Genomic DNA, 17,471 nt, shown 5'->3' with positions numbered 1-17,471 from the left:
TGGATACTTTCATGTTGCCAGAAGCGTTGGCGATAGGATAGCTTGTTGCGTTGATTTGTGACCGTCCACCCCGTCAATTCTTCACTACCCGCAGGAAAGGATATTTAACCCATGTCGAACCGTTTGACCTATAGCGATCTGCCCGATGAGATCAACTGCTGGCCAAATTTACCGCTGTCGTTGAGTGACGACGAGGTGATGCCGCTCGACTACCGCGCCGGCAATACCGGCTGGCTGATGTACGGCGACGTGCTCGACAAATATCTGTTATCCCGCATTCAGCGCCGTCTGGATGAGCCGCTGGTGATCGTCAGCGCCTGGAGCGTGGACGACTATCAGGTAGTACGGCTGGCCGGCACCCTGACGCCGCGCATCACCAAGGTAGCCCACGAACTGGGGCTGGACGTGACGCCGATGTACAACACCCCGAGTCTGCGTTCGCCCGGCCTGCTGGTCATGGACATGGATTCCACCGCGATCCAGATCGAATGTATCGATGAAATCGCCAAACTGGCGGGCACCGGCGAGCAAGTGGCCGAGGTCACCGAGCGCGCCATGCGCGGCGAGCTGGATTTCTCCGCCAGCCTGCGTCAGCGCGTCGGCACCCTGAAAGACGCTGACGCCAACATTCTGCGTCAGGTGCGGGACGCCCTGCCGCTGATGCCGGGCCTGAAAAACATGGTCAAACAGTTGCAGGAGGCGGGCTGGCATCTGGCCATCGCTTCCGGCGGCTTCACCTATTTCGCCGACTACCTGCGTGATGAACTCGGGCTGGTGGCGGCGGTCGCCAACGAAATGGGCATGCGCGACGGCAAACTGACCGGCGACGTGGTCGGCCCAATCGTCGATGCGAAATATAAAGCGGATACGCTGCGTCAGTTGGCGGAAAAGCTGTCGATCCCGCCGCACCAGACGGTCGCCATCGGCGACGGCGCCAACGACCTGCTGATGATCAAGGCGGCCGGATTAGGCATCGCCTACCACGCCAAACCCAAGGTCAACGAGCAGAGCGCGGTCAGCATCCGTCATGCCGACCTGACCGGCGTGCTGTGCATTCTCAGCGGCAGCCTGAGGCATGAAAAAGGCTGAGCCGCGCCGTATCGAGATGCAGTAAAGAGCACTGATGCTATAAGAGTACTGATACATAAAGAGTACTGATGCATAAAGAGTACTGATGCAGTAAAGAGCAGTAGAAAGGAGGTAATTCATGGCCAAAGCCGTCAAACGCGCCTTTGTCTGTAATGAATGCGGGGCCGACTATCCGCGTTGGCAGGGGCAGTGCAGCGCCTGTCACGCCTGGAACACCATCACCGAGGTGCGTCTGGCCGCCGCGTCCTCCTCGTCACGTAGCGACCGTTTCTCCGGTTACGCCGGGGACAGCGGCAACGTCAGCCGGGTACAGAAACTGTCGGACATCAGCCTGGAAGCGCTGCCGCGTTTTTCCACCGGCTTTCAGGAGTTCGACCGGGTGCTGGGCGGCGGCGTAGTACCCGGCAGCGCCATTCTGATCGGCGGCAACCCCGGCGCCGGCAAAAGTACCCTGTTGCTGCAAACCCTGTGCAAACTGGCCGAACAGATGAAAACCCTGTATGTCACCGGCGAGGAATCCCTCCAGCAGGTGGCGATGCGCGCTCACCGTCTTGGCCTGCCCGCCCAGCACATCAATATGCTGTCGGAAACCAGCATCGAGCAGATCTGCCTGATTGCCGAACAGGAACAGCCGAAACTGATGGTGATCGACTCCATCCAGGTGATGCATCTGGCGGACATTCAGTCGTCTCCCGGCAGCGTGGCGCAGGTGCGGGAAACCGCCGCCTACCTGACACGCTTCGCCAAAACCCGCGGCGTCGCCATCATCATGGTCGGCCACGTCACCAAAGACGGCTCGCTGGCCGGCCCGAAAGTGCTGGAACACTGTATCGACTGTTCGGTGCTGCTGGACGGCGACGCCGACTCCCGTTTCCGCACCCTGCGCAGCCACAAGAACCGCTTCGGCGCCGTCAACGAGCTGGGCGTCTTCGCCATGACCGAACAGGGACTGCGGGAAGTCAGCAACCCGTCCGCCATCTTCCTGAGCCGGGGCGATGAAATCACCTCCGGCAGTTCGGTGATGGTGGTATGGGAAGGCACCCGACCGCTGCTGGTGGAAATTCAGGCGCTGGTGGATCACTCGATGATGGCGAATCCGCGTCGGGTAGCGGTCGGGCTGGAACAGAACCGGCTGGCGATCTTGCTGGCGGTGCTGCACCGTCACGGCGGGCTGCAAATGTCGGATCAGGACGTATTCGTCAACGTGGTGGGCGGCGTCAAGGTAACGGAAACCAGCGCCGACCTGGCGCTGCTGCTGTCGCTGGTGTCCAGCTTCCGCGATCGGCCGCTGCCGCAGGACTTGGTGGTGTTCGGCGAAGTCGGGCTGGCCGGAGAAATCCGCCCGGTGCCGAGCGGTCAGGAACGCATCACCGAAGCCGCCAAGCACGGCTTTAAACGCGCCATCGTGCCGTTTGCCAACATGCCGAAAAAACCGCCCACCAACATGCAGGTGATGGGCGTGAAAAAACTGTCGGACGCGCTGGCGATCCTTGATGATCTGTAATTTCCATTAGGCTTTACTCGTCAGAGCCTTAATAATATATACCCACAATAATTCGAGTTGCAGGACGCGATAACCGAGTGAATCCCGGACGCTTGCCGAAGTCAGGCGGCGGGTGAGCCGCGGCCTGCAACGTAGAGTACGAAAGGTATAGCGCGTTATCCGCCACATCGGAGTATCAGACCATGTCTCCCTACGATTACCTGAAAACAGCCATCAGACAAAAAGGCTGTACCCTGCAACAGGTCGCCGATGCCGCGGGTATGACCAAAGGCTACTTAAGTCAGTTGCTCAACGCCAAAATCAAAAGCCCCAGCGCCCAGAAGCTGGAGTCGCTGCACCGTTTTCTGGAGCTGGAATTTCCTTATCAGCAAAAAAGCATCGGCGTGGTATTCGGCAAGTTTTACCCGCTGCACACCGGCCACATTTACCTGATTCAGCGCGCCTGCAGCCAGATAGACGAACTGCACGTGATTCTGGGCTACGACGAGCCGCGCGACCGCCTGCTGTTCGAGCACAGTTCCATGTCGCAACAGCCGACCGTCAGCGACCGCCTGCGTTGGCTGCTACAAACCTTCAAGTATCAGAAAAATATCCACATTCACGCCTTCAACGAGCAGGGTATGGAACCCTACCCGCACGGCTGGGATGTGTGGAGCCGCGGCATTAAGCAGTTCATGTCGGAAAAAGGCATCGACCCCCGCTACGTCTACACCAGCGAAGAGCAGGACGCGCAGCAGTACAAGGAACATCTCGGCATCGAAACCGTGCTGATCGACCCCAAACGCTCCTTTATGAGCATCAGCGGCGCGCAGATCCGTCAGGATCCATTCCGCTACTGGGAATATATCCCCACCGAGGTGAAACCGTTCTTCGTGCGCACCGTGGCGGTTTTGGGCGGCGAGTCCAGCGGTAAGTCCACGCTGGTCAACAAGCTGGCCAATATTTTCAATACCACCAGCGCCTGGGAATACGGCCGCGATTACGTGTTCTCCCACCTGGGCGGCGACGAAATGGCGCTACAGTATTCGGACTACGACAAAATCGCGCTCGGACAGGCCCAGTACATTGATTTTGCAGTGAAATACGCCAATAAAGTGGCGTTTATCGACACCGACTTCATCACCACGCAGGCGTTTTGCAAAAAATACGAAGGCCGTGAGCACCCGTTCGTGCAGGCGCTGGTTGAGGAGTACCGCTTTGATCTGGTGATTCTGCTGGAGAACAACACCCCCTGGGTGGCGGACGGCCTGCGCAGTCTGGGCAGCGCGGCGGATCGCAAGGCGTTTCAGGACGTGCTCAAGAGTATGCTGGCGGAAAATAACGTGCCGTACGTCCACGTCACCGAATCAGACTACGACAGCCGCTTTCTGCGCTGCGTGGAGCTGGTGCAGCAAATGCTGGGGCACGACCGGCAAACGCCGATGCCGGCGGCGAGTTAACCCCGCCGAGTATTCACCAACGCCAGCAGCGGGACGGGGTGATAATTTCCGGCAACGGCACATCCCAGCTTTCCGCCGGCAGCACATCCACCTGCTGGCAGTCGTGCGCCAGCCCGATGGGATACGGGCCGCGCGACCGCCAGTGCTGCAGCGTGCGGTCATAAAACCCGCCGCCCATGCCAAGCCGCTGCCCGGTAGCATCGAACGCCACCAGCGGCGTCAGCAGCACATCCAGTTGCTCAACCGGCAACACCTGGCGCACATCCAGCTGCGGCTCCTGAATCTTCAGCCGGTTCCACACCAGTTCGGTATCCGGCGCATAACGCAAAAACAGCAGATGCCCATTGCAGAACGGGTGCAGCACCGGCAGGTAAACCTGTTTTTGTCGCTGCCACAACGCGTCGATCAACGGCCGGGTATCCAGCTCGCCGTCAAACGACAGAAACAGCGCCACCCGACTGGCGTCGCCAAGACGCGGGTGCGCCATCGCCCGTTCGGCGGCCTGATCGGCAAAAGCGGCTTGCTGTTCACGATTTAACGCGCGACGACGCTGGCGAACCTGCTGACGGATTTGCTGGCGTAATGCCGCTACGGAAGAAAGGTCGGAAGAAGCACTGGCTGGAGTCATGCGCAGTCACTTTCATGTTCAGGCAATTAAAGGGGAATAAACGAGAGGGAATCTCCGAGATGCCGCCGCAGGCTGTAACCCTTGAACCCTTGGTTCAAGGTGAACGCAACGTCGCAGTCTTAAGGCTTCTCGGTCGAACCGAGCATGCTCACCAACCACGGATCGTTACATTCTGTTGGTTGAAATATCGGCTCAGGGGACTTGCCCGCTGACGAACATCTCAGAGAAATTTTGTTCTTTCAACGCTACCTTATCATGTCTGGCAGCGATGTGTTACCCCAAAAAACCGTACTTTTGTCAAAACGAGACACGCTACTCAAATTGCGCGCCCTGACGCTCGGTAATACGGCCCTGCTCCAGCAACGCCTGTTCAATCGTCTGCTGCAACATGCGAATACGCTGTTCCATATTGGCGGCATAATCGCGGGTTTTCAACCGCTCCTGCGCCAGCTCGTGGCACACGTTGAGCGCCGCGATGAACACCAGCTGCTCTGTGTTCGTCACTCGGGTACGAACTTTGAGGTCCTGCAACCGCTGGTTAAGATCCTCCGCAGCCTGATTCAGCGCATCCTGCTGTTCTGGCGGACAATTGACTCTTAACGAACGGCCAAAAATCTGAATATCTACCGGTTGTGCAGACATGTCACCTTCCTGCCTTATTTCGTTTCACGCCCGCATAAGGGACATCCGCTGCGCGGCCCGTGACGGGGCCGGGAAAAAGCGGGCGCTACTATATATATCCACAATAGAAGATACAAGCCCTTTATACCCGTCATACTTCAAGTTGCAGGTGCGTTGGCTGCGCTCGCTCACCCGAGTCACTTACCTGAGTAAGCTCATCGGGATTCGCTCACTTGCCGCCTTTCTGTCGCTTGAAATCTATTGGGTATCGGGTCTGGCGACGGAGCTTGCTGGTATAGCAGCGGAGCTTGGTGGTAGCATAACACGAACGACCTGCCAACGACGATGAATGCTCATGTCTATACAGAATACACTCCCCGGTTACGAAGCTATCGACCAGCTACTGCAACAACATCAGGTGGCCCTGACCGCCGCCGAAATGCACGGACTGATAAGCGGCATGCTGTGCGGCGGCAACCACGACGATAGCTGGAAAACGCTGACGTTCGAACTGACCAACGACGGCATGGCCTTCCCGCAGACGCTGGCCCAGCCGCTGCAACATCTGTATCAGGTTACCCGCGACGCGCTGGAGGACGACGGCTTTCTGTTCCAGTTGTTCCTGCCGGATGACACGCTGGAACACGTCAGCGTATTCGACCGCGCCGACGCGCTGGCAGGTTGGGTTAACCATTTTCTGCTCGGCCTCGGCGTCGTCCAGCCCCGCCTCGGCAAAACGCAGGGCGAGCTGAAAGAAGCGATTGACGATCTACGCAACATCGCCCAGCTCGGTTACGACGAAGACGAAGATAAAGATGAACTGGAACAGTCGCTGGAAGAAGTGATCGAATATGTACGGGTGGCGGCCATTATGTGCCATAACGAATTCACCCGTCCGGTGGTCACTGCGCCGGAGCAGAAAAAACCGACACTGCATTAACACACATTCTGCATTTGATGCCCTTTTCAGGAGCAGGTAATGAATCAACAAGAATACTTCCGCCGCCGTCTGGCCCTGCTGGACAAGATGGCGCCCGGCAGCGCGGCTATCCTGTTTGCCGCGCCGGAAGCGCAACGTAACGCGGACAGCGACCACCCTTATCGCCAGAGCAGCGATTTCTGGTATTTCACCGGTTTCAACGAGCCGGAAGCGGCATTGCTGCTGATCAAGAGCGACGAGAATCACCATCACAGCGTGCTGTTCAACCGGGTGCGCGACGTCACCGCTGAAATCTGGTTCGGCCGTCGCCTCGGTCAGGAAGCGGCCCCCGCCAGACTGGGCATAGACCGCGCGCTGCCGTTCAGCGAAATCGGCGAACAGCTGCATCTGCTGCTCAACGGCCTGGATGTGGTCTACCATGCGCAGGGCGAATACGCCTATGCCGACAAGCTGGTGTTCGCCGCGCTGGAAACCCTACGCACCGGCGGTACGCGCAAAGGCTTCCACGCGCCGGCGACGCTGACCGACTGGCGGCCGTGGGTGCACGATATGCGCCTGTTTAAATCGCCGGCGGAAATCGACATCCTGCGCCGCGCCGGTGAAATCAGCGCGCTGGCCCACACCCGCGCCATGGAGAATTGCCGTCCCGGTATGTTCGAATACCAGTTGGAAGGCGAAATCCACCACGAATTCAACCGCTACGGCGCGCGTTACCCGTCCTATAACACCATTGTCGGTAGCGGCGAAAACGCCTGCATTCTGCACTACACCGAAAATGAATGTCAGATGCGCGACGGCGATCTGGTGCTGATCGACGCCGGTTGCGAATATCAGGGCTACGCCGGCGACATCACCCGCACCTTCCCGGTCAACGGCAAATTCACCCCGGCGCAGCGCGCCATTTACGACATCGTGCTGGAATCGGAAGTGCGCGCTATCGAGATGTTCGCGCCGGGCCGCAGCATCCGCGAAGTGAACGAGGAAGTGGTACGCATCATGCTGCGCGGCCTGATCAAACTCGGCCTCCTGCAAGGCGATGTCGACACCCTGTTCGCCGAGCAGGCGCACCGCCAGTTCTTCATGCACGGCCTGAGCCACTGGCTGGGCATGGATGTGCATGACGTCGGCGACTACGGCACCGCCGATCGCGGCCGTACGCTGGAGCCGGGCATGGTGCTGACGGTCGAGCCGGGTCTGTACATCGCGCCGGACGCCGATGTGCCGCCGGAGTATCGCGGCATCGGCATTCGTATCGAAGACGATATCGTCATCACCGAGAACGGCAATGAAGTACTAACCGGCGACGTGGTGAAAGATCCGGACGAGATTGAAGCATTGATGGCAAGGGCGGCAGGACAAGCCTCATGACCGTCATGATTGTCGGCGGCGGAATGGCGGGCGCAACGCTGGCGCTGGCGATCTCCCGGCTGTCGGGCGGCCGGATCCCGGTGGATCTGATCGAAGCTCGCTCGCCGCAGGAACACCACCACCCCGGCTTTGACGCCCGCGCCATCGCGCTGGCGCAGGGCACCTGCATGCAGTTGGACGCCATCGGCGTCTGGCAGGCGCTGGCGCCCGTCGCCACCCCCATCGCCAGCGTGCACGTCAGCGATCGGGGCCACGCGGGACGGGTGCGGTTACAGGCCAGCGATTACCGGGTGCCGGCGCTGGGCCACGTGGTCGAACTGCACGACGCCGGCAAGCGGTTGTTTTCACTGCTACAGAACGCGCCCGGCGTGCGGCTGCATTGCCCGGCAACGGTGGTGGAGGTCAACCGGGAGGCTGACGGCGCATCGCTGCTGCTGGACAACGGCGCCCGCCTCAGCGGGCAACTGCTGGTGGCGGCCGACGGCTCCCGTTCCCAACTGGCGCAACACGCCGGCATTCAGTGGCAGCAGGCGCCTTATGAACAGGTGGCGATTATCGCCAACGTCGCCACCGCCGAAGCGCATCAGGGCCGCGCCTATGAGCGCTTCACCGAGCACGGCCCGCTGGCGCTGCTGCCGATGAGCAAAGGCCGTAGTTCGCTGGTGTGGTGCCACCCGCTATCGCAACAGGCCGAAGTGGATAACTGGAGCGACGCACAGTTTCGCCAGCAGTTGCAGCGCGCTTTCGGCTGGCGGCTGGGCGCGATAACGCAGGTCGGCGATCGCCACAGTTATCCGCTGGCGCTGGTGACCGCCAGTCAACATATCAGCCACCGGCTGGCGTTGGTGGGCAACGCGGCGCAAACCCTGCACCCCATCGCCGGGCAAGGGTTCAACCTCGGTCTGCGCGACGTGATGACGCTGGCGGAAACGCTGACGACTGCCGTTGAACAGGGTGAAGACCTGGGCAGTCAGGCGGTGTTGCAACGCTATCAGCACCGCCGCCAGCCGGATCAGCACACCACGGTGGCCTTGACCGACGGGCTGGTGCGCGTCTTCTCCAACCACCTGTTCCCGATGGAAGTCGGGCGGAATCTGGGGCTGATGGCGATGAACAGTCTGCCGCTGCTGCGGGATGTGCTGGCGCGGCGCACGCTGGGTTGGGTGGAACGTTAACACAGACAGGAATTCATGCTCTATGCAATCATTTGATGTGGTCATCGCAGGCGGGGGAATGGTTGGACTGGCGCTGGCCTGCGGTCTGCAAGGCAGCGGCCTGAGCGTCGCCGTGTTGGAAAAACAGACCGCGACCGAACCGCTGGCGAACGGCCCGCACGCGCTGCGCGTCTCCGCCATCAATGCCGCCAGCGAGGCGCTGCTGCGCAAGCTCAACGTCTGGCCGGGCATTGCCGCGCAGCGGCTGAGTCCTTATAACGAAATGTATGTCTGGGACAAAGACAGCTTCGGCAATATCCGTTTTTGCGGTGAAGAGTTCGGCTTCTCTCGTCTAGGCCACATTATTGAAAACGACGTCATCCAGTGGGCGCTGTGGCAGCAGGCAACCCAATCGCGGGACATCACCTTGCTGGCGCCCGCCGCGCTGCGGCAGGTCGCCTGGGGCGAAAACGAAGCCTTCATTACGCTGGAAGACGGCGGCATGCTCACCGCCCGGCTAGTGGTGGGTGCAGACGGCGCGCACTCCTGGCTGCGCCAGCACGCCGACATTCCGCTGACTTTCTGGGATTACGGCCATCATGCGCTGGTCGCCAACATCCGCACCGAGCGGCCGCACGGCGCCATCGCCAGCCAGGTGTTCCACGGCGACGGCATTCTGGCGTTTCTGCCGCTCGGCGATCCGCACCTCTGTTCGATCGTCTGGTCGCTGCCGCCGGAACGCGCCCAACAGATGCGCGAGCTGCCCGCCGACGAGTTCGCCAGACAGCTGGCGATGACCTTCGATATGCGGCTGGGGCTGTGCCAGTTAGAGGGCGACCGTCAAACCTTCCCGCTCACCGCGCGCTATGCCCGCAGCTTTGCCGCTCACCGGCTGGTGCTGACGGGCGATGCGGCGCACACCATTCATCCGCTGGCAGGTCAGGGCGTCAACCTCGGTTTTATGGACGTAGCGGAGCTGATTGCCGAACTCAAGCGGTTGCAAGCGCAGGGCAAAGACATCGGCCAGCACCTGTACCTGCGGCGCTATGAAAGGCGCCGCAAGCACAGCGCCGCGCTGATGCTGGCGAGTATGCAGGGCTTTCGCACTCTGTTTGCCGCTTCCCATCCGGTCGGCGGTCTGCTGCGCGACATCGGCCTGAAACTGGCGGACACCCTGCCGGGCATAAAACCGACGCTGGTGCGTCAGGCGATGGGGCTTAACGATCTACCGGACTGGCTGGATCATGCCGGCTGATCCATGCCGCATAACCTGAGAATATCGGGCCGCGTGCGTTATGGCGCGGCCCGTAAATCCCGCAACACGACCCGCTCGCCGGCAAAGAAATAGGTATATTCAAACAGTTGCTGTTTGCCGTCGCCGTTCTTCCAGTCGGTATATTCCACAATGCCTCGTACAACCTGCTGACCGTTCAACTGATCCAGCAGCGAAAAGGAAAAATAAGGCCGGGTTCCCAATTTTTCCTGAATACGTTCGCGGATAACCGAATCGCCCAGATAAAAACCAAGCGGTGAAATATAGACGCCATAAGTGCGATAAAAATAGTTTTCGCTAATCTGCCGGGCAATAACCTGATAGCAGCGCTCATAGAGCGGGGTCTTTTTTTCTTCGACAATGCCGGGCGCGGGAGAAACCGTATTATCAATGCCATAAGCGACTGCGCCGCCATCCGCCAGACTGATGCGATAGGTATAACGCTCGCCGCCGATCGGTTCATTAATGCCGTGATAGTGTTTTTTCAACACGCCGGCGTACCTGTCTTTCAGGCTGACGTCGTAAATCCGGATCGTCGGTTTGGGATCGCGGTTCTGCGCCAGCGCGGCCGCCAGCGCTTTCAGACTGGCGTCGGACATAAAAAACCGATCCTGACCGAGCTGTGAAAGATCGGCAAAATAAGCCACCAGCCACTCATCGCGATCCTGCAAATCCTTGCCTGCCAGCGAGAAAAAATCGCCCGTCAGGTTCAGTTTCAGCAACCGATCGAGGTACGCCTGCTGCCGTTTGACGAACGCGGTCTTCTCTGCCCGCTCCGCCTGCACCCGCGCCAAAAACTGCGCCGGTGAGTCGGTCTCGGCAAAACGGACCATAAAGGTCTGGTCGTCGCTGCGATCGAGCAGGTAGAGCGCATACGCGCCTTGCCAGGATTTAAACGGTTCCGAGGGGGAAAGCCGGGTCATATCGAGGTACTGCAACTGCTCGCCGAACTGGGCGCGCAGCATCTTTTTATAAGGAGCGGGATTGGAAAAACGGATACAGGACGCCAGCAACGGCACGACCAGCAACATCGCCAGCCACATCACTTTTCTCATTGATCATCCTTGTCAGGCACAGATGTTATTTTCGTCTGAATAATGTCCAGGCAGTTACACAACATGCAGATTTCATAATAACAGTAAAATAAGCACCACCAATTATTTTCGCCACATTCGATAACGCATTAATATTTACCGGCAGAATTATCCATTCCTCAGATAAATCACCATACATTTCCGTCACAACAAACTACAGCGGTTAATATCTGGCGCATGAAAAGAACATCTATCATGATTGGAAAAAACAATTAACACATCAGATAGATAGCCTTGATGACTAACACTCGAACATCGTGATTTAAAGGCGTATGCTATCAACAAAGACGATCGTAACTATTTAAAGGAGAGTGAATTATTCACTGTTCGTCTTTTCTTTTTTTTGTTTTGTTCCCAAGGAGAAATACCATGCAGGCTCGTACCGTTAAAGAAAAAATCATATTGGCGGTGATGATTGGCATTATTGCCGGCATCATTTGCGCGATCGCCAAATTCGGCTGGGAAATTCCCTTCCCGCCCCGTACCCCGGAAAGGGATCTTACCAACCCGCCTCAGCAACTATTGCAACAGCTTGGCATGTCGTTTGATCTCTCGCATCTGACCTATCTGTTCAACGGCAATCCGCGGCCGATCATGAGTTTCATCATGCATTTCGGCTTCTCGATTACCTTTACCGTGCTTTATTGCGTAGCAGCGGAATTCTGGCCGCGCATCAAGCTCTGGCAAGGGGCTTTTTACGGTCTGGTGCTGTGGGCCGTCTTCCATGTAGTGCTGCTGCCGCTGTTCGGTACCGTACCGGCACCGTGGGACCAGCCGTTCGCCGAGCACTTCTCAGAAATCTTCGGCCACATGTTCTGCTTCTGGGTTGCCGAACTGGCGCGGCGCGATCTGCGTAACCGCATCACCCATCAGTCAGAAGACAACGCGCTGACTACACAACACGCGCAGTAAGTTTCCTGCCTTATCAGGCCATCTATTCAGGATGGCCTGTGTTCTCATGCTTTATAAAGCAGCTTTATAAAAACGACCTTATAAAAACAGCCTTCTTTATATCCTTTTGGGAATTAAAAATAATTTTTTATACTTTTACACGCTTCCGGCAACTCCCTAGAGTAAGTCATTAAGACTACACTCCTTATTACTATGCTAATTTCGAGGACTCAGGGAATGGCGACATTATCTCCGGCAAGCAAAACATCACGGATTTCCTTACTCACCGCAGGGTTGCTGTCTCTGGCAGTCGGCGCATCGCCTTTCGCCCACGCGGCGGACGCCACCGTTACGCCCGTGCAAGGCGGCACGCTGAATATCGGGCTGGGCAGCGATACCCCGGTCATCGATCCGTCCATCACCGCTTATTCCGTGGCGGCGCTGGTCGCCCGCAACGTGGTGGATTCGCTGGTTGGTCAGGCGGAAGACAACCGTTTCACACCCTGGCTGGCCGAACGCTGGGAAATCAGCGACAACAACACCCGGTATACCTTCCACCTGCGCAACGATGTGACGTTCAGCGACGGCACCAAGCTGGACGCGGCGGCGGTAAAATACAATCTGGACCGTATTCTCGACCCGAAAACCACCTCCAGCTACGCCAAATCCCTGCTGGGGCCAATCGACAGCATTACCACGCCGGACGACTACACGCTGGTGATCAGCTATAAGAGCCCGTTCGCCGCGCTGTTGCAGGGGCTGAGCCTGCCGTATTTGGGCATTCAGTCGCCGACGTACCTGAAAAACACCCCGAATACCAGCAACACCATCGTCGGCTCCGGTCCGTTCATTCTGGAATCCTTCGTAAAAGGCAGCGGCAGCCGCCTGAAAAAACGTCCTGATTACCACTGGGGACCAGGCTATGCCGCCCACTCTGGTCCGGCCTATCTGGATAAAATCGAATTCAAATACCTGCCGGAATCCTCAGTGCGTCTTGGCGCGTTGAGCAGCGGTCAGGTACAGGCGATCGACGCCGTGCCGCCCGCCAACGCCGCCGCGCTGAAAAAAGACAACCGTCTGGAACTGATCACCCGCGAGAACCCGGGCGTTAACCGCGTGCTGTACCTGAATACCTCCAAAGGCCCGTTCCAGGATGTCAGCGTGCGCCGCGCCTTCCTGCACGCGGTGGATGCCGCGTCAGCGACAAAAGTGGCGTTCTTCGGCACCCTGAAGGCCGCGGATAATATTCTTGGTCCTTCCACGCTGTATTACGACAAGTCAGCCGCATCGCTGAGCGGTTTTGATCTGAAGAAAGCCAACCAGTTGCTGGATGAGGCAGGCTGGAAAACCAAAGACGGCGAAGGCTACCGCACCAAAGACGGCAAACGCCTGACCGTACATTTCGTCTACAGCACCGGTTCATCGGAAGCCGCGGAAATCACCCTGTTCCAGGCAGTGCAGTTCCAGGTGAAACAGGCCGGTATCGATGTCCAGCTTAATCCGGTGGACAGCGGGGGCTTCATCAGCCGCACCAACGATAACGACTACGACATCGCGTCCAACTACTTTGTGCGCGCCGAGCCGGATATCCTGCGCACCGTGTTTGATTCCAACTATATTCCGCCCAACGGCAACAACTTCAGCCGCACCCACGCGCTGGATGACAAGCTGAGAAAAGCCATCGGCGCCAGCGACGCCGAGCGTCAGCAGCTCTACAGCCAGGTCCAGCATGAACTGCTCGACCAGGCTTATGCCGTGCCGCTGTTCGTCCCGGCCTACCAACTGGGCCTGTCGAAGAAAGTACAGGGCATCAGCTGGGCCACCAACGCTAAACCGAACTTCTATGATGTCTGGATTAAACCGTAACCTGGCCGTCACGGCTCTCCAGCGACTCTTCACCATCGTGGCTGTGCTTTGGGGCGCAGCCACGCTGACGTTTATTGCCGTCAAACTGATCCCCGGCGATCCGGTGGCGATCCTGAGCGGCGGCGATAACGTGGTGGATGAGGCGTACCGGGCGGCGCTGATCAAGCAATTCGGGCTCGATCAGCCGCTGTGGATGCAATACCTGCGCTACTGCGGACAGGCGCTGCAAGGCGATTTCGGCATCAGCTATCAATACCGACAGCCGGTGGTGGCGTTGATTGGCGACGCCATGCGCGAAACCGTCCAGCTGGCGCTGAGCGCGCTGGTGCTGGCATTGCTGCTGTCGATCCTCAACGCCTTGCTGACCGCCGGGCGCCATGCCCGGCTGCGGGCGCTGATGTCCTGGCTGGAACTGACGCTGCTCAGCACGCCGGTCTACTGGGTCGGTATCGTGTTGCTCAGCGTTTTCAGCTTCCGCCTGCAATGGTTCCCGGTGATGGGCAACGACGGGTTGATATCGCTGGTGCTGCCGGTCGTCACCCTGAGCCTGCCGCTGGCTGCTCTGCTGAGCCAGGTGCTGCGCGACGGGCTGGAAGAGGCGCTGTCGCAGCCGTTCGCACTGACGGTGCGCACCCGCGGCGTCAGTGAAACCTGGCTGCGCGTTCGGCACGGCCTGCGCCACGGCGCGCTGGCGGCGTCGACCCTGACCGGCACCCTGCTGGCGGGCGTGCTGAGCGGCTCGGTGCTGACCGAAACCGTGTTCGGTCGCGCCGGCATCGGCCAGATTACCCTGCATGCCATCGAAAGCCGCGACATGCCGCTGGTGCTGGGGCTGGTGATGCTGTCCGCCCTGCTGTTTGTGGTCATCAACCTGCTGGTGGATGCGCTGTATCTGATTATCGACCCCCGTTTGAGAAAAAAGGCGAGCGCCCATGAGCAGTGAACCTTTAACCCGTCGTGAGCCTCTGACGCTGATGCATACCCCTTATCGCACGGGCTATCGCAGCCCCTGGCTGGCGCCGGCAACCTTGCTTCCTGCCGCCGCCGTACTGCTTTTACTGCTGGCGGTGTTTTTCCCTGCGTTGTTCACCCATCGCCTGCCGGATGAGATGGACATGGGGGCGGTGCTCCAGCCGCCCAGCACGGACCACTGGTTCGGTACCGACCCGCTCGGGCGCGACGTGTTCACCCGCGTCGTCTATGGCACTTCACTGTCGCTGAGTATCGGCGTCGGCGCGATGCTGATCGCCTGCCTCGGCGGCGTGCTGCTGGGCACCTTGTCGGCGCTGGTGCCGTTGCCGGTACGCCGCGTACTGGTGCGGCTGCTGGATATCATGCTGGCGTTCCCGGAAATGCTGCTGGCGCTGCTGGTGATCGCGGTGCTGGGGCGCGGCCCGGAAAATACGCTGCTGGCGGTAGGGCTGGCCGGCGTCGCCAGCTATGCACGGCTGGTGCGCTCGCAGGTGCTGCAGGTGAAACTGTCCGGCTACGTGGAACACGCCGTCGCGCTGGGCGAACATCCGTTGTACATCGTGGTGCGTCATATCATTCCCAACACATTACGGCCGTTGCTGATTCTGGCGACCATCGGCGTCGGCAACGCGGTGCTGTCCGCCTCCGCGCTGAGTTTCCTCGGGCTTGGCGTGGTGCCGCCCACGGCGGAATGGGGCGCATTGCTGGCCGACGGCCGCAACTTCCTGGATATCGCGCCCTGGGTCAGCCTGTTTCCCGCCAGCGTCGTCGCGCTGTCGGTGATCGTCATCACCCTGCTGGGCCGGCGTTTGCAGGCCATTTTGGCTAAGGGGGCGGCATGAGTCAGTCTGCTTTGCAGCCGTTGCTGCGCGTTGATGGATTAAACGTGACCTTCCCCAGCCCGCACGGGCCGGTGGAATCGGTGCGCAACCTGTCGTTTCAGGTCAATCCGGGTGAAATTCTGGCGCTGGTGGGCGAATCCGGCTCCGGCAAATCAGTTACCGCCCGAACGCTGGTCGGGCTGGCGGGTGAACGGGCGCAGATTCAGGCCAACGCCATCGAACTGGTGCGCCACGACGGCAACCGGTGCGACCTGCAAAAACTCAGCGATCGGCAGTGGCAACAGGTGCGCGGCCGGGAGATCGGCTTCGTGCTGCAAGACGCGCTGGTGTCGCTCGATCCGTTGCGGCGCATCGGGCAAGAGGTGGCGGAACCGCTGCTGACCCATAAACTGGCGTCGCGTAATGATGTGGCGACGCGCGTCGCCGAGTTGCTGGCCCAGGTCGGAATTCCCGATCCGGCCAACCGCGCCGCGCAGTACCCGCATGAGCTATCCGGCGGGCTGCGCCAGCGGGCGCTGATCGCCTCGGCGCTGGCCGCCGGGCCAAAACTATTGATCGCCGACGAACCCACCACCGCGCTGGATGCCACCGTCCAGCAGCAGGTGCTGAAACTGTTCACCGCGCTGGCGCAGGCCGGACACGGCGTGCTGCTGATCACCCACGATCTGGCGGTGGTGTCGCAGGTCGCCGATCAGGTGATGGTGATGCAGAAAGGCGCGCTGGTGGAACGCGGCCCGGCCCGACAGGTGCTGTCCGCTCCCCAGCATCCTTACACCCGCAGGCTGCTGGCCGCTATCCCGACCGCCGCCACCCGCGGCAACTGGCTGGCAGGGGAAAACCCGCTCAGCCCGCAGGCATCGACCCTGCTCTCTTCCGCCGGCGAGTCAGGCGACAAGAGCGGGCTGGCGTTGCAGGTAGACGGCGTATCCGTCTCGTTCAAACGCCCGGACGGCAGCCGTATGACGGCGGTGAACAACATTTCGCTGACAGTGGAACGGGGTGAAACGCTGGGTATTGTCGGCGAATCCGGCTCCGGCAAGACCACGCTGGGGAAAGTGATCCTGGCATTGCAGCAACCGGACAACGGTGAAGTGCGCCTGTCCGGCCAACCGTGGAGCTCGCTGGCCGAGCGAGAGCGCCGCCCGTTACGCGCCCGTATTCAAACCATCACGCAGGATCCGCTCAGTTCGTTCGATCCGCAGTTCACCATTGAGCAGCTCCTACAGCAACCGTTGCGCTTACGGCGCGATCTCAGCCCGCAAGTCCGCCAGCAGCGTATCCTTGCTCTGCTGGAACTGGTCGGGTTATCGCCGACGTTGCTCTCCAGACGACCACAGTCGTTATCCGGCGGGCAGCGCCAGCGCATCTCCATCGCACAGGCGCTGGCGGCGGAGCCGGATGTGCTGATTTGCGACGAACCGGTATCGGCGCTGGATGTCACCACTCAGGCGCAGGTATTGGACCTGCTGGTGGCGTTGCAGCAACGTTTGCAACTGTCGATGGTGTTTATCTCCCACGATCTGGGGGTGGTGCAACACATGAGTCACCGGATTGCGGTTATGAAAGACGGCGATGTGGTGGAACGCGGCACCGTGGAGCAGATTTTTAATCAACCGCAACACCCGTACACCCGGCAATTACTTTCCACCGTCGCCCCGGTGGCGATTAACCGACAAAATAACGATATTTACGCCTGACGTTATTTCAGCGCGCCATCATGCACGTTACGTTTTCAATTAAAAAGAGAATGTAGTTCATGATGGCACGCTATTCTTTATTAATTAACCCCT

At 59.6% G+C, this 17,471-nt stretch carries 15 protein-coding genes and 1 other RNA gene; 12 read left to right on the top strand and 4 right to left on the bottom strand.

Annotated features, from left to right (window positions below; genetic code table 11):
• Window positions 1-111 precede the first annotated feature (111 nt).
• The 3 genes from serB to nadR all read left to right on the top strand — a co-directional run bounded on the left by serB (window position 112) and on the right by nadR (window position 4,032).
• Window positions 112-1,089, top strand: coding sequence for a phosphoserine phosphatase (gene serB, locus DXX3274_RS02985; protein WP_042858492.1), 978 nt, complete (start codon window positions 112-114; stop codon window positions 1,087-1,089).
• Window positions 1,090-1,207: 118 nt separating this feature from the next.
• Window positions 1,208-2,593 (top strand): DNA repair protein RadA, encoded by a 1,386-nt coding sequence (radA, locus tag DXX3274_RS02980; RefSeq protein WP_042858491.1) that lies wholly within the window; start codon window positions 1,208-1,210, stop codon window positions 2,591-2,593.
• A 182-nt stretch (window positions 2,594-2,775) separates the two neighbouring features.
• Window positions 2,776-4,032, top strand: a complete 1,257-nt coding sequence (nadR, locus tag DXX3274_RS02975) for a multifunctional transcriptional regulator/nicotinamide-nucleotide adenylyltransferase/ribosylnicotinamide kinase NadR (RefSeq protein WP_042858490.1) — start codon at window positions 2,776-2,778, stop codon at window positions 4,030-4,032.
• Between the two features lie 13 nt (window positions 4,033-4,045).
• On the opposite strand, the gene DXX3274_RS02970 is transcribed toward nadR, so the two are convergent.
• The 3 genes from DXX3274_RS02970 to zapA form a co-directional block, all read right to left on the bottom strand.
• Window positions 4,046-4,660, bottom strand: a complete 615-nt coding sequence (locus DXX3274_RS02970) for a 5-formyltetrahydrofolate cyclo-ligase (protein WP_042858489.1) — start codon at window positions 4,658-4,660, stop codon at window positions 4,046-4,048.
• A gap of 47 nt (window positions 4,661-4,707) precedes the next feature.
• A non-coding RNA gene (ssrS, locus tag DXX3274_RS22600) (6S RNA) lies at window positions 4,708-4,890 on the bottom strand.
• An 82-nt stretch (window positions 4,891-4,972) separates the two neighbouring features.
• Window positions 4,973-5,302, bottom strand: a complete 330-nt coding sequence (gene zapA, locus DXX3274_RS02965; RefSeq protein ID WP_012883229.1) for a cell division protein ZapA — start codon at window positions 5,300-5,302, stop codon at window positions 4,973-4,975.
• 334 nt (window positions 5,303-5,636) lie between these two features.
• Here zapA and DXX3274_RS02960 point away from each other — a divergent pair, with 334 nt between their 5' ends.
• The 4 genes from DXX3274_RS02960 to ubiI are packed head-to-tail and all read left to right on the top strand — an operon-like array spanning window position 5,637 to window position 9,998.
• Window positions 5,637-6,221: a YecA family protein gene (locus tag DXX3274_RS02960; RefSeq protein WP_038662769.1), complete on the top strand. Its 585-nt coding sequence runs from the start codon at window positions 5,637-5,639 to the stop codon at window positions 6,219-6,221.
• A gap of 39 nt (window positions 6,222-6,260) precedes the next feature.
• Window positions 6,261-7,589 (top strand): Xaa-Pro aminopeptidase, encoded by a 1,329-nt coding sequence (gene pepP / locus DXX3274_RS02955; RefSeq protein ID WP_042858487.1) that lies wholly within the window; start codon window positions 6,261-6,263, stop codon window positions 7,587-7,589.
• The gene (gene ubiH / locus DXX3274_RS02950) at window positions 7,586-8,764 is read left to right on the top strand and encodes a 2-octaprenyl-6-methoxyphenyl hydroxylase (RefSeq protein WP_042858486.1); all 1,179 of its coding nucleotides are present in this window, start codon (window positions 7,586-7,588) and stop codon (window positions 8,762-8,764) included. The genes pepP and ubiH overlap by 4 nt, the downstream gene beginning before the upstream one ends.
• Window positions 8,765-8,786: 22 nt before the next feature.
• Window positions 8,787-9,998: an FAD-dependent 2-octaprenylphenol hydroxylase gene (gene ubiI, locus DXX3274_RS02945; RefSeq protein WP_042858485.1), complete on the top strand. Its 1,212-nt coding sequence runs from the start codon at window positions 8,787-8,789 to the stop codon at window positions 9,996-9,998.
• A gap of 38 nt (window positions 9,999-10,036) precedes the next feature.
• Here the strand turns inward: ubiI and DXX3274_RS02940 are convergent, their stop codons facing one another.
• On the bottom strand, window positions 10,037-11,071 hold the full coding sequence (locus DXX3274_RS02940) for a hypothetical protein (RefSeq protein ID WP_042858484.1): 1,035 nt from the start codon (window positions 11,069-11,071) through the stop codon (window positions 10,037-10,039).
• Window positions 11,072-11,479: 408 nt separating this feature from the next.
• Here DXX3274_RS02940 and DXX3274_RS02935 point away from each other — a divergent pair, with 408 nt between their 5' ends.
• The 5 genes from DXX3274_RS02935 to DXX3274_RS02915 all read left to right on the top strand — a co-directional run bounded on the left by DXX3274_RS02935 (window position 11,480) and on the right by DXX3274_RS02915 (window position 17,378).
• Window positions 11,480-12,022, top strand: coding sequence for a DUF1440 domain-containing protein (locus DXX3274_RS02935; protein WP_042858483.1), 543 nt, complete (start codon window positions 11,480-11,482; stop codon window positions 12,020-12,022).
• 216 nt (window positions 12,023-12,238) lie between these two features.
• Window positions 12,239-13,867, top strand: coding sequence for an ABC transporter substrate-binding protein (locus tag DXX3274_RS02930; protein WP_042858482.1), 1,629 nt, complete (start codon window positions 12,239-12,241; stop codon window positions 13,865-13,867).
• Window positions 13,845-14,810: an ABC transporter permease gene (locus DXX3274_RS02925; RefSeq protein WP_039692645.1), complete on the top strand. Its 966-nt coding sequence runs from the start codon at window positions 13,845-13,847 to the stop codon at window positions 14,808-14,810. Before DXX3274_RS02930 ends, DXX3274_RS02925 begins: the two co-directional genes overlap by 23 nt.
• A 31-nt stretch (window positions 14,811-14,841) precedes the next feature.
• Entirely contained in the window at window positions 14,842-15,681 is an 840-nt protein-coding gene (locus DXX3274_RS02920) for an ABC transporter permease (RefSeq protein ID WP_371206894.1), read from the top strand.
• Window positions 15,678-17,378 (top strand): ABC transporter ATP-binding protein, encoded by a 1,701-nt coding sequence (locus tag DXX3274_RS02915; RefSeq protein WP_042858479.1) that lies wholly within the window; start codon window positions 15,678-15,680, stop codon window positions 17,376-17,378. The genes DXX3274_RS02920 and DXX3274_RS02915 overlap by 4 nt, the downstream gene beginning before the upstream one ends.
• Window positions 17,379-17,471: the final 93 nt, after the last annotated feature.

This window comes from Dickeya sp. NCPPB 3274 (assembly GCF_000406205.1).
Classification (GTDB): Bacteria; Pseudomonadota; Gammaproteobacteria; order Enterobacterales; family Enterobacteriaceae; genus Dickeya; species Dickeya fangzhongdai.
The sequence above is the reverse complement of the archived record's forward strand: the minus strand, read 5'-3'. Positions and strand labels throughout refer to the sequence as shown.

What these genes read in the sequence shown, in the direction of transcription:
- serB (WP_042858492.1), top strand. Translation starts at nt 112, where the DNA reads ATGTCGAACCGTTTGACCTATAGCGATCTGCCCGATGAGATCAACTGC.
- DXX3274_RS02920 (WP_371206894.1), top strand. Translation starts at nt 14,842, where the DNA reads ATGCATACCCCTTATCGCACGGGCTATCGCAGCCCCTGGCTGGCGCCG.
- DXX3274_RS02970 (WP_042858489.1), bottom strand. Translation starts at nt 4,660, where the DNA reads ATGACTCCAGCCAGTGCTTCTTCCGACCTTTCTTCCGTAGCGGCATTA.
- ubiI (WP_042858485.1), top strand. Translation starts at nt 8,787, where the DNA reads ATGCAATCATTTGATGTGGTCATCGCAGGCGGGGGAATGGTTGGACTG.
- DXX3274_RS02960 (WP_038662769.1), top strand. Translation starts at nt 5,637, where the DNA reads ATGTCTATACAGAATACACTCCCCGGTTACGAAGCTATCGACCAGCTA.
- nadR (WP_042858490.1), top strand. Translation starts at nt 2,776, where the DNA reads ATGTCTCCCTACGATTACCTGAAAACAGCCATCAGACAAAAAGGCTGT.
- ubiH (WP_042858486.1), top strand. Translation starts at nt 7,586, where the DNA reads ATGACCGTCATGATTGTCGGCGGCGGAATGGCGGGCGCAACGCTGGCG.
- DXX3274_RS02925 (WP_039692645.1), top strand. Translation starts at nt 13,845, where the DNA reads ATGATGTCTGGATTAAACCGTAACCTGGCCGTCACGGCTCTCCAGCGA.
- DXX3274_RS02935 (WP_042858483.1), top strand. Translation starts at nt 11,480, where the DNA reads ATGCAGGCTCGTACCGTTAAAGAAAAAATCATATTGGCGGTGATGATT.
- pepP (WP_042858487.1), top strand. Translation starts at nt 6,261, where the DNA reads ATGAATCAACAAGAATACTTCCGCCGCCGTCTGGCCCTGCTGGACAAG.
- DXX3274_RS02915 (WP_042858479.1), top strand. Translation starts at nt 15,678, where the DNA reads ATGAGTCAGTCTGCTTTGCAGCCGTTGCTGCGCGTTGATGGATTAAAC.
- radA (WP_042858491.1), top strand. Translation starts at nt 1,208, where the DNA reads ATGGCCAAAGCCGTCAAACGCGCCTTTGTCTGTAATGAATGCGGGGCC.
- DXX3274_RS02930 (WP_042858482.1), top strand. Translation starts at nt 12,239, where the DNA reads ATGGCGACATTATCTCCGGCAAGCAAAACATCACGGATTTCCTTACTC.
- DXX3274_RS02940 (WP_042858484.1), bottom strand. Translation starts at nt 11,071, where the DNA reads ATGAGAAAAGTGATGTGGCTGGCGATGTTGCTGGTCGTGCCGTTGCTG.
- zapA (WP_012883229.1), bottom strand. Translation starts at nt 5,302, where the DNA reads ATGTCTGCACAACCGGTAGATATTCAGATTTTTGGCCGTTCGTTAAGA.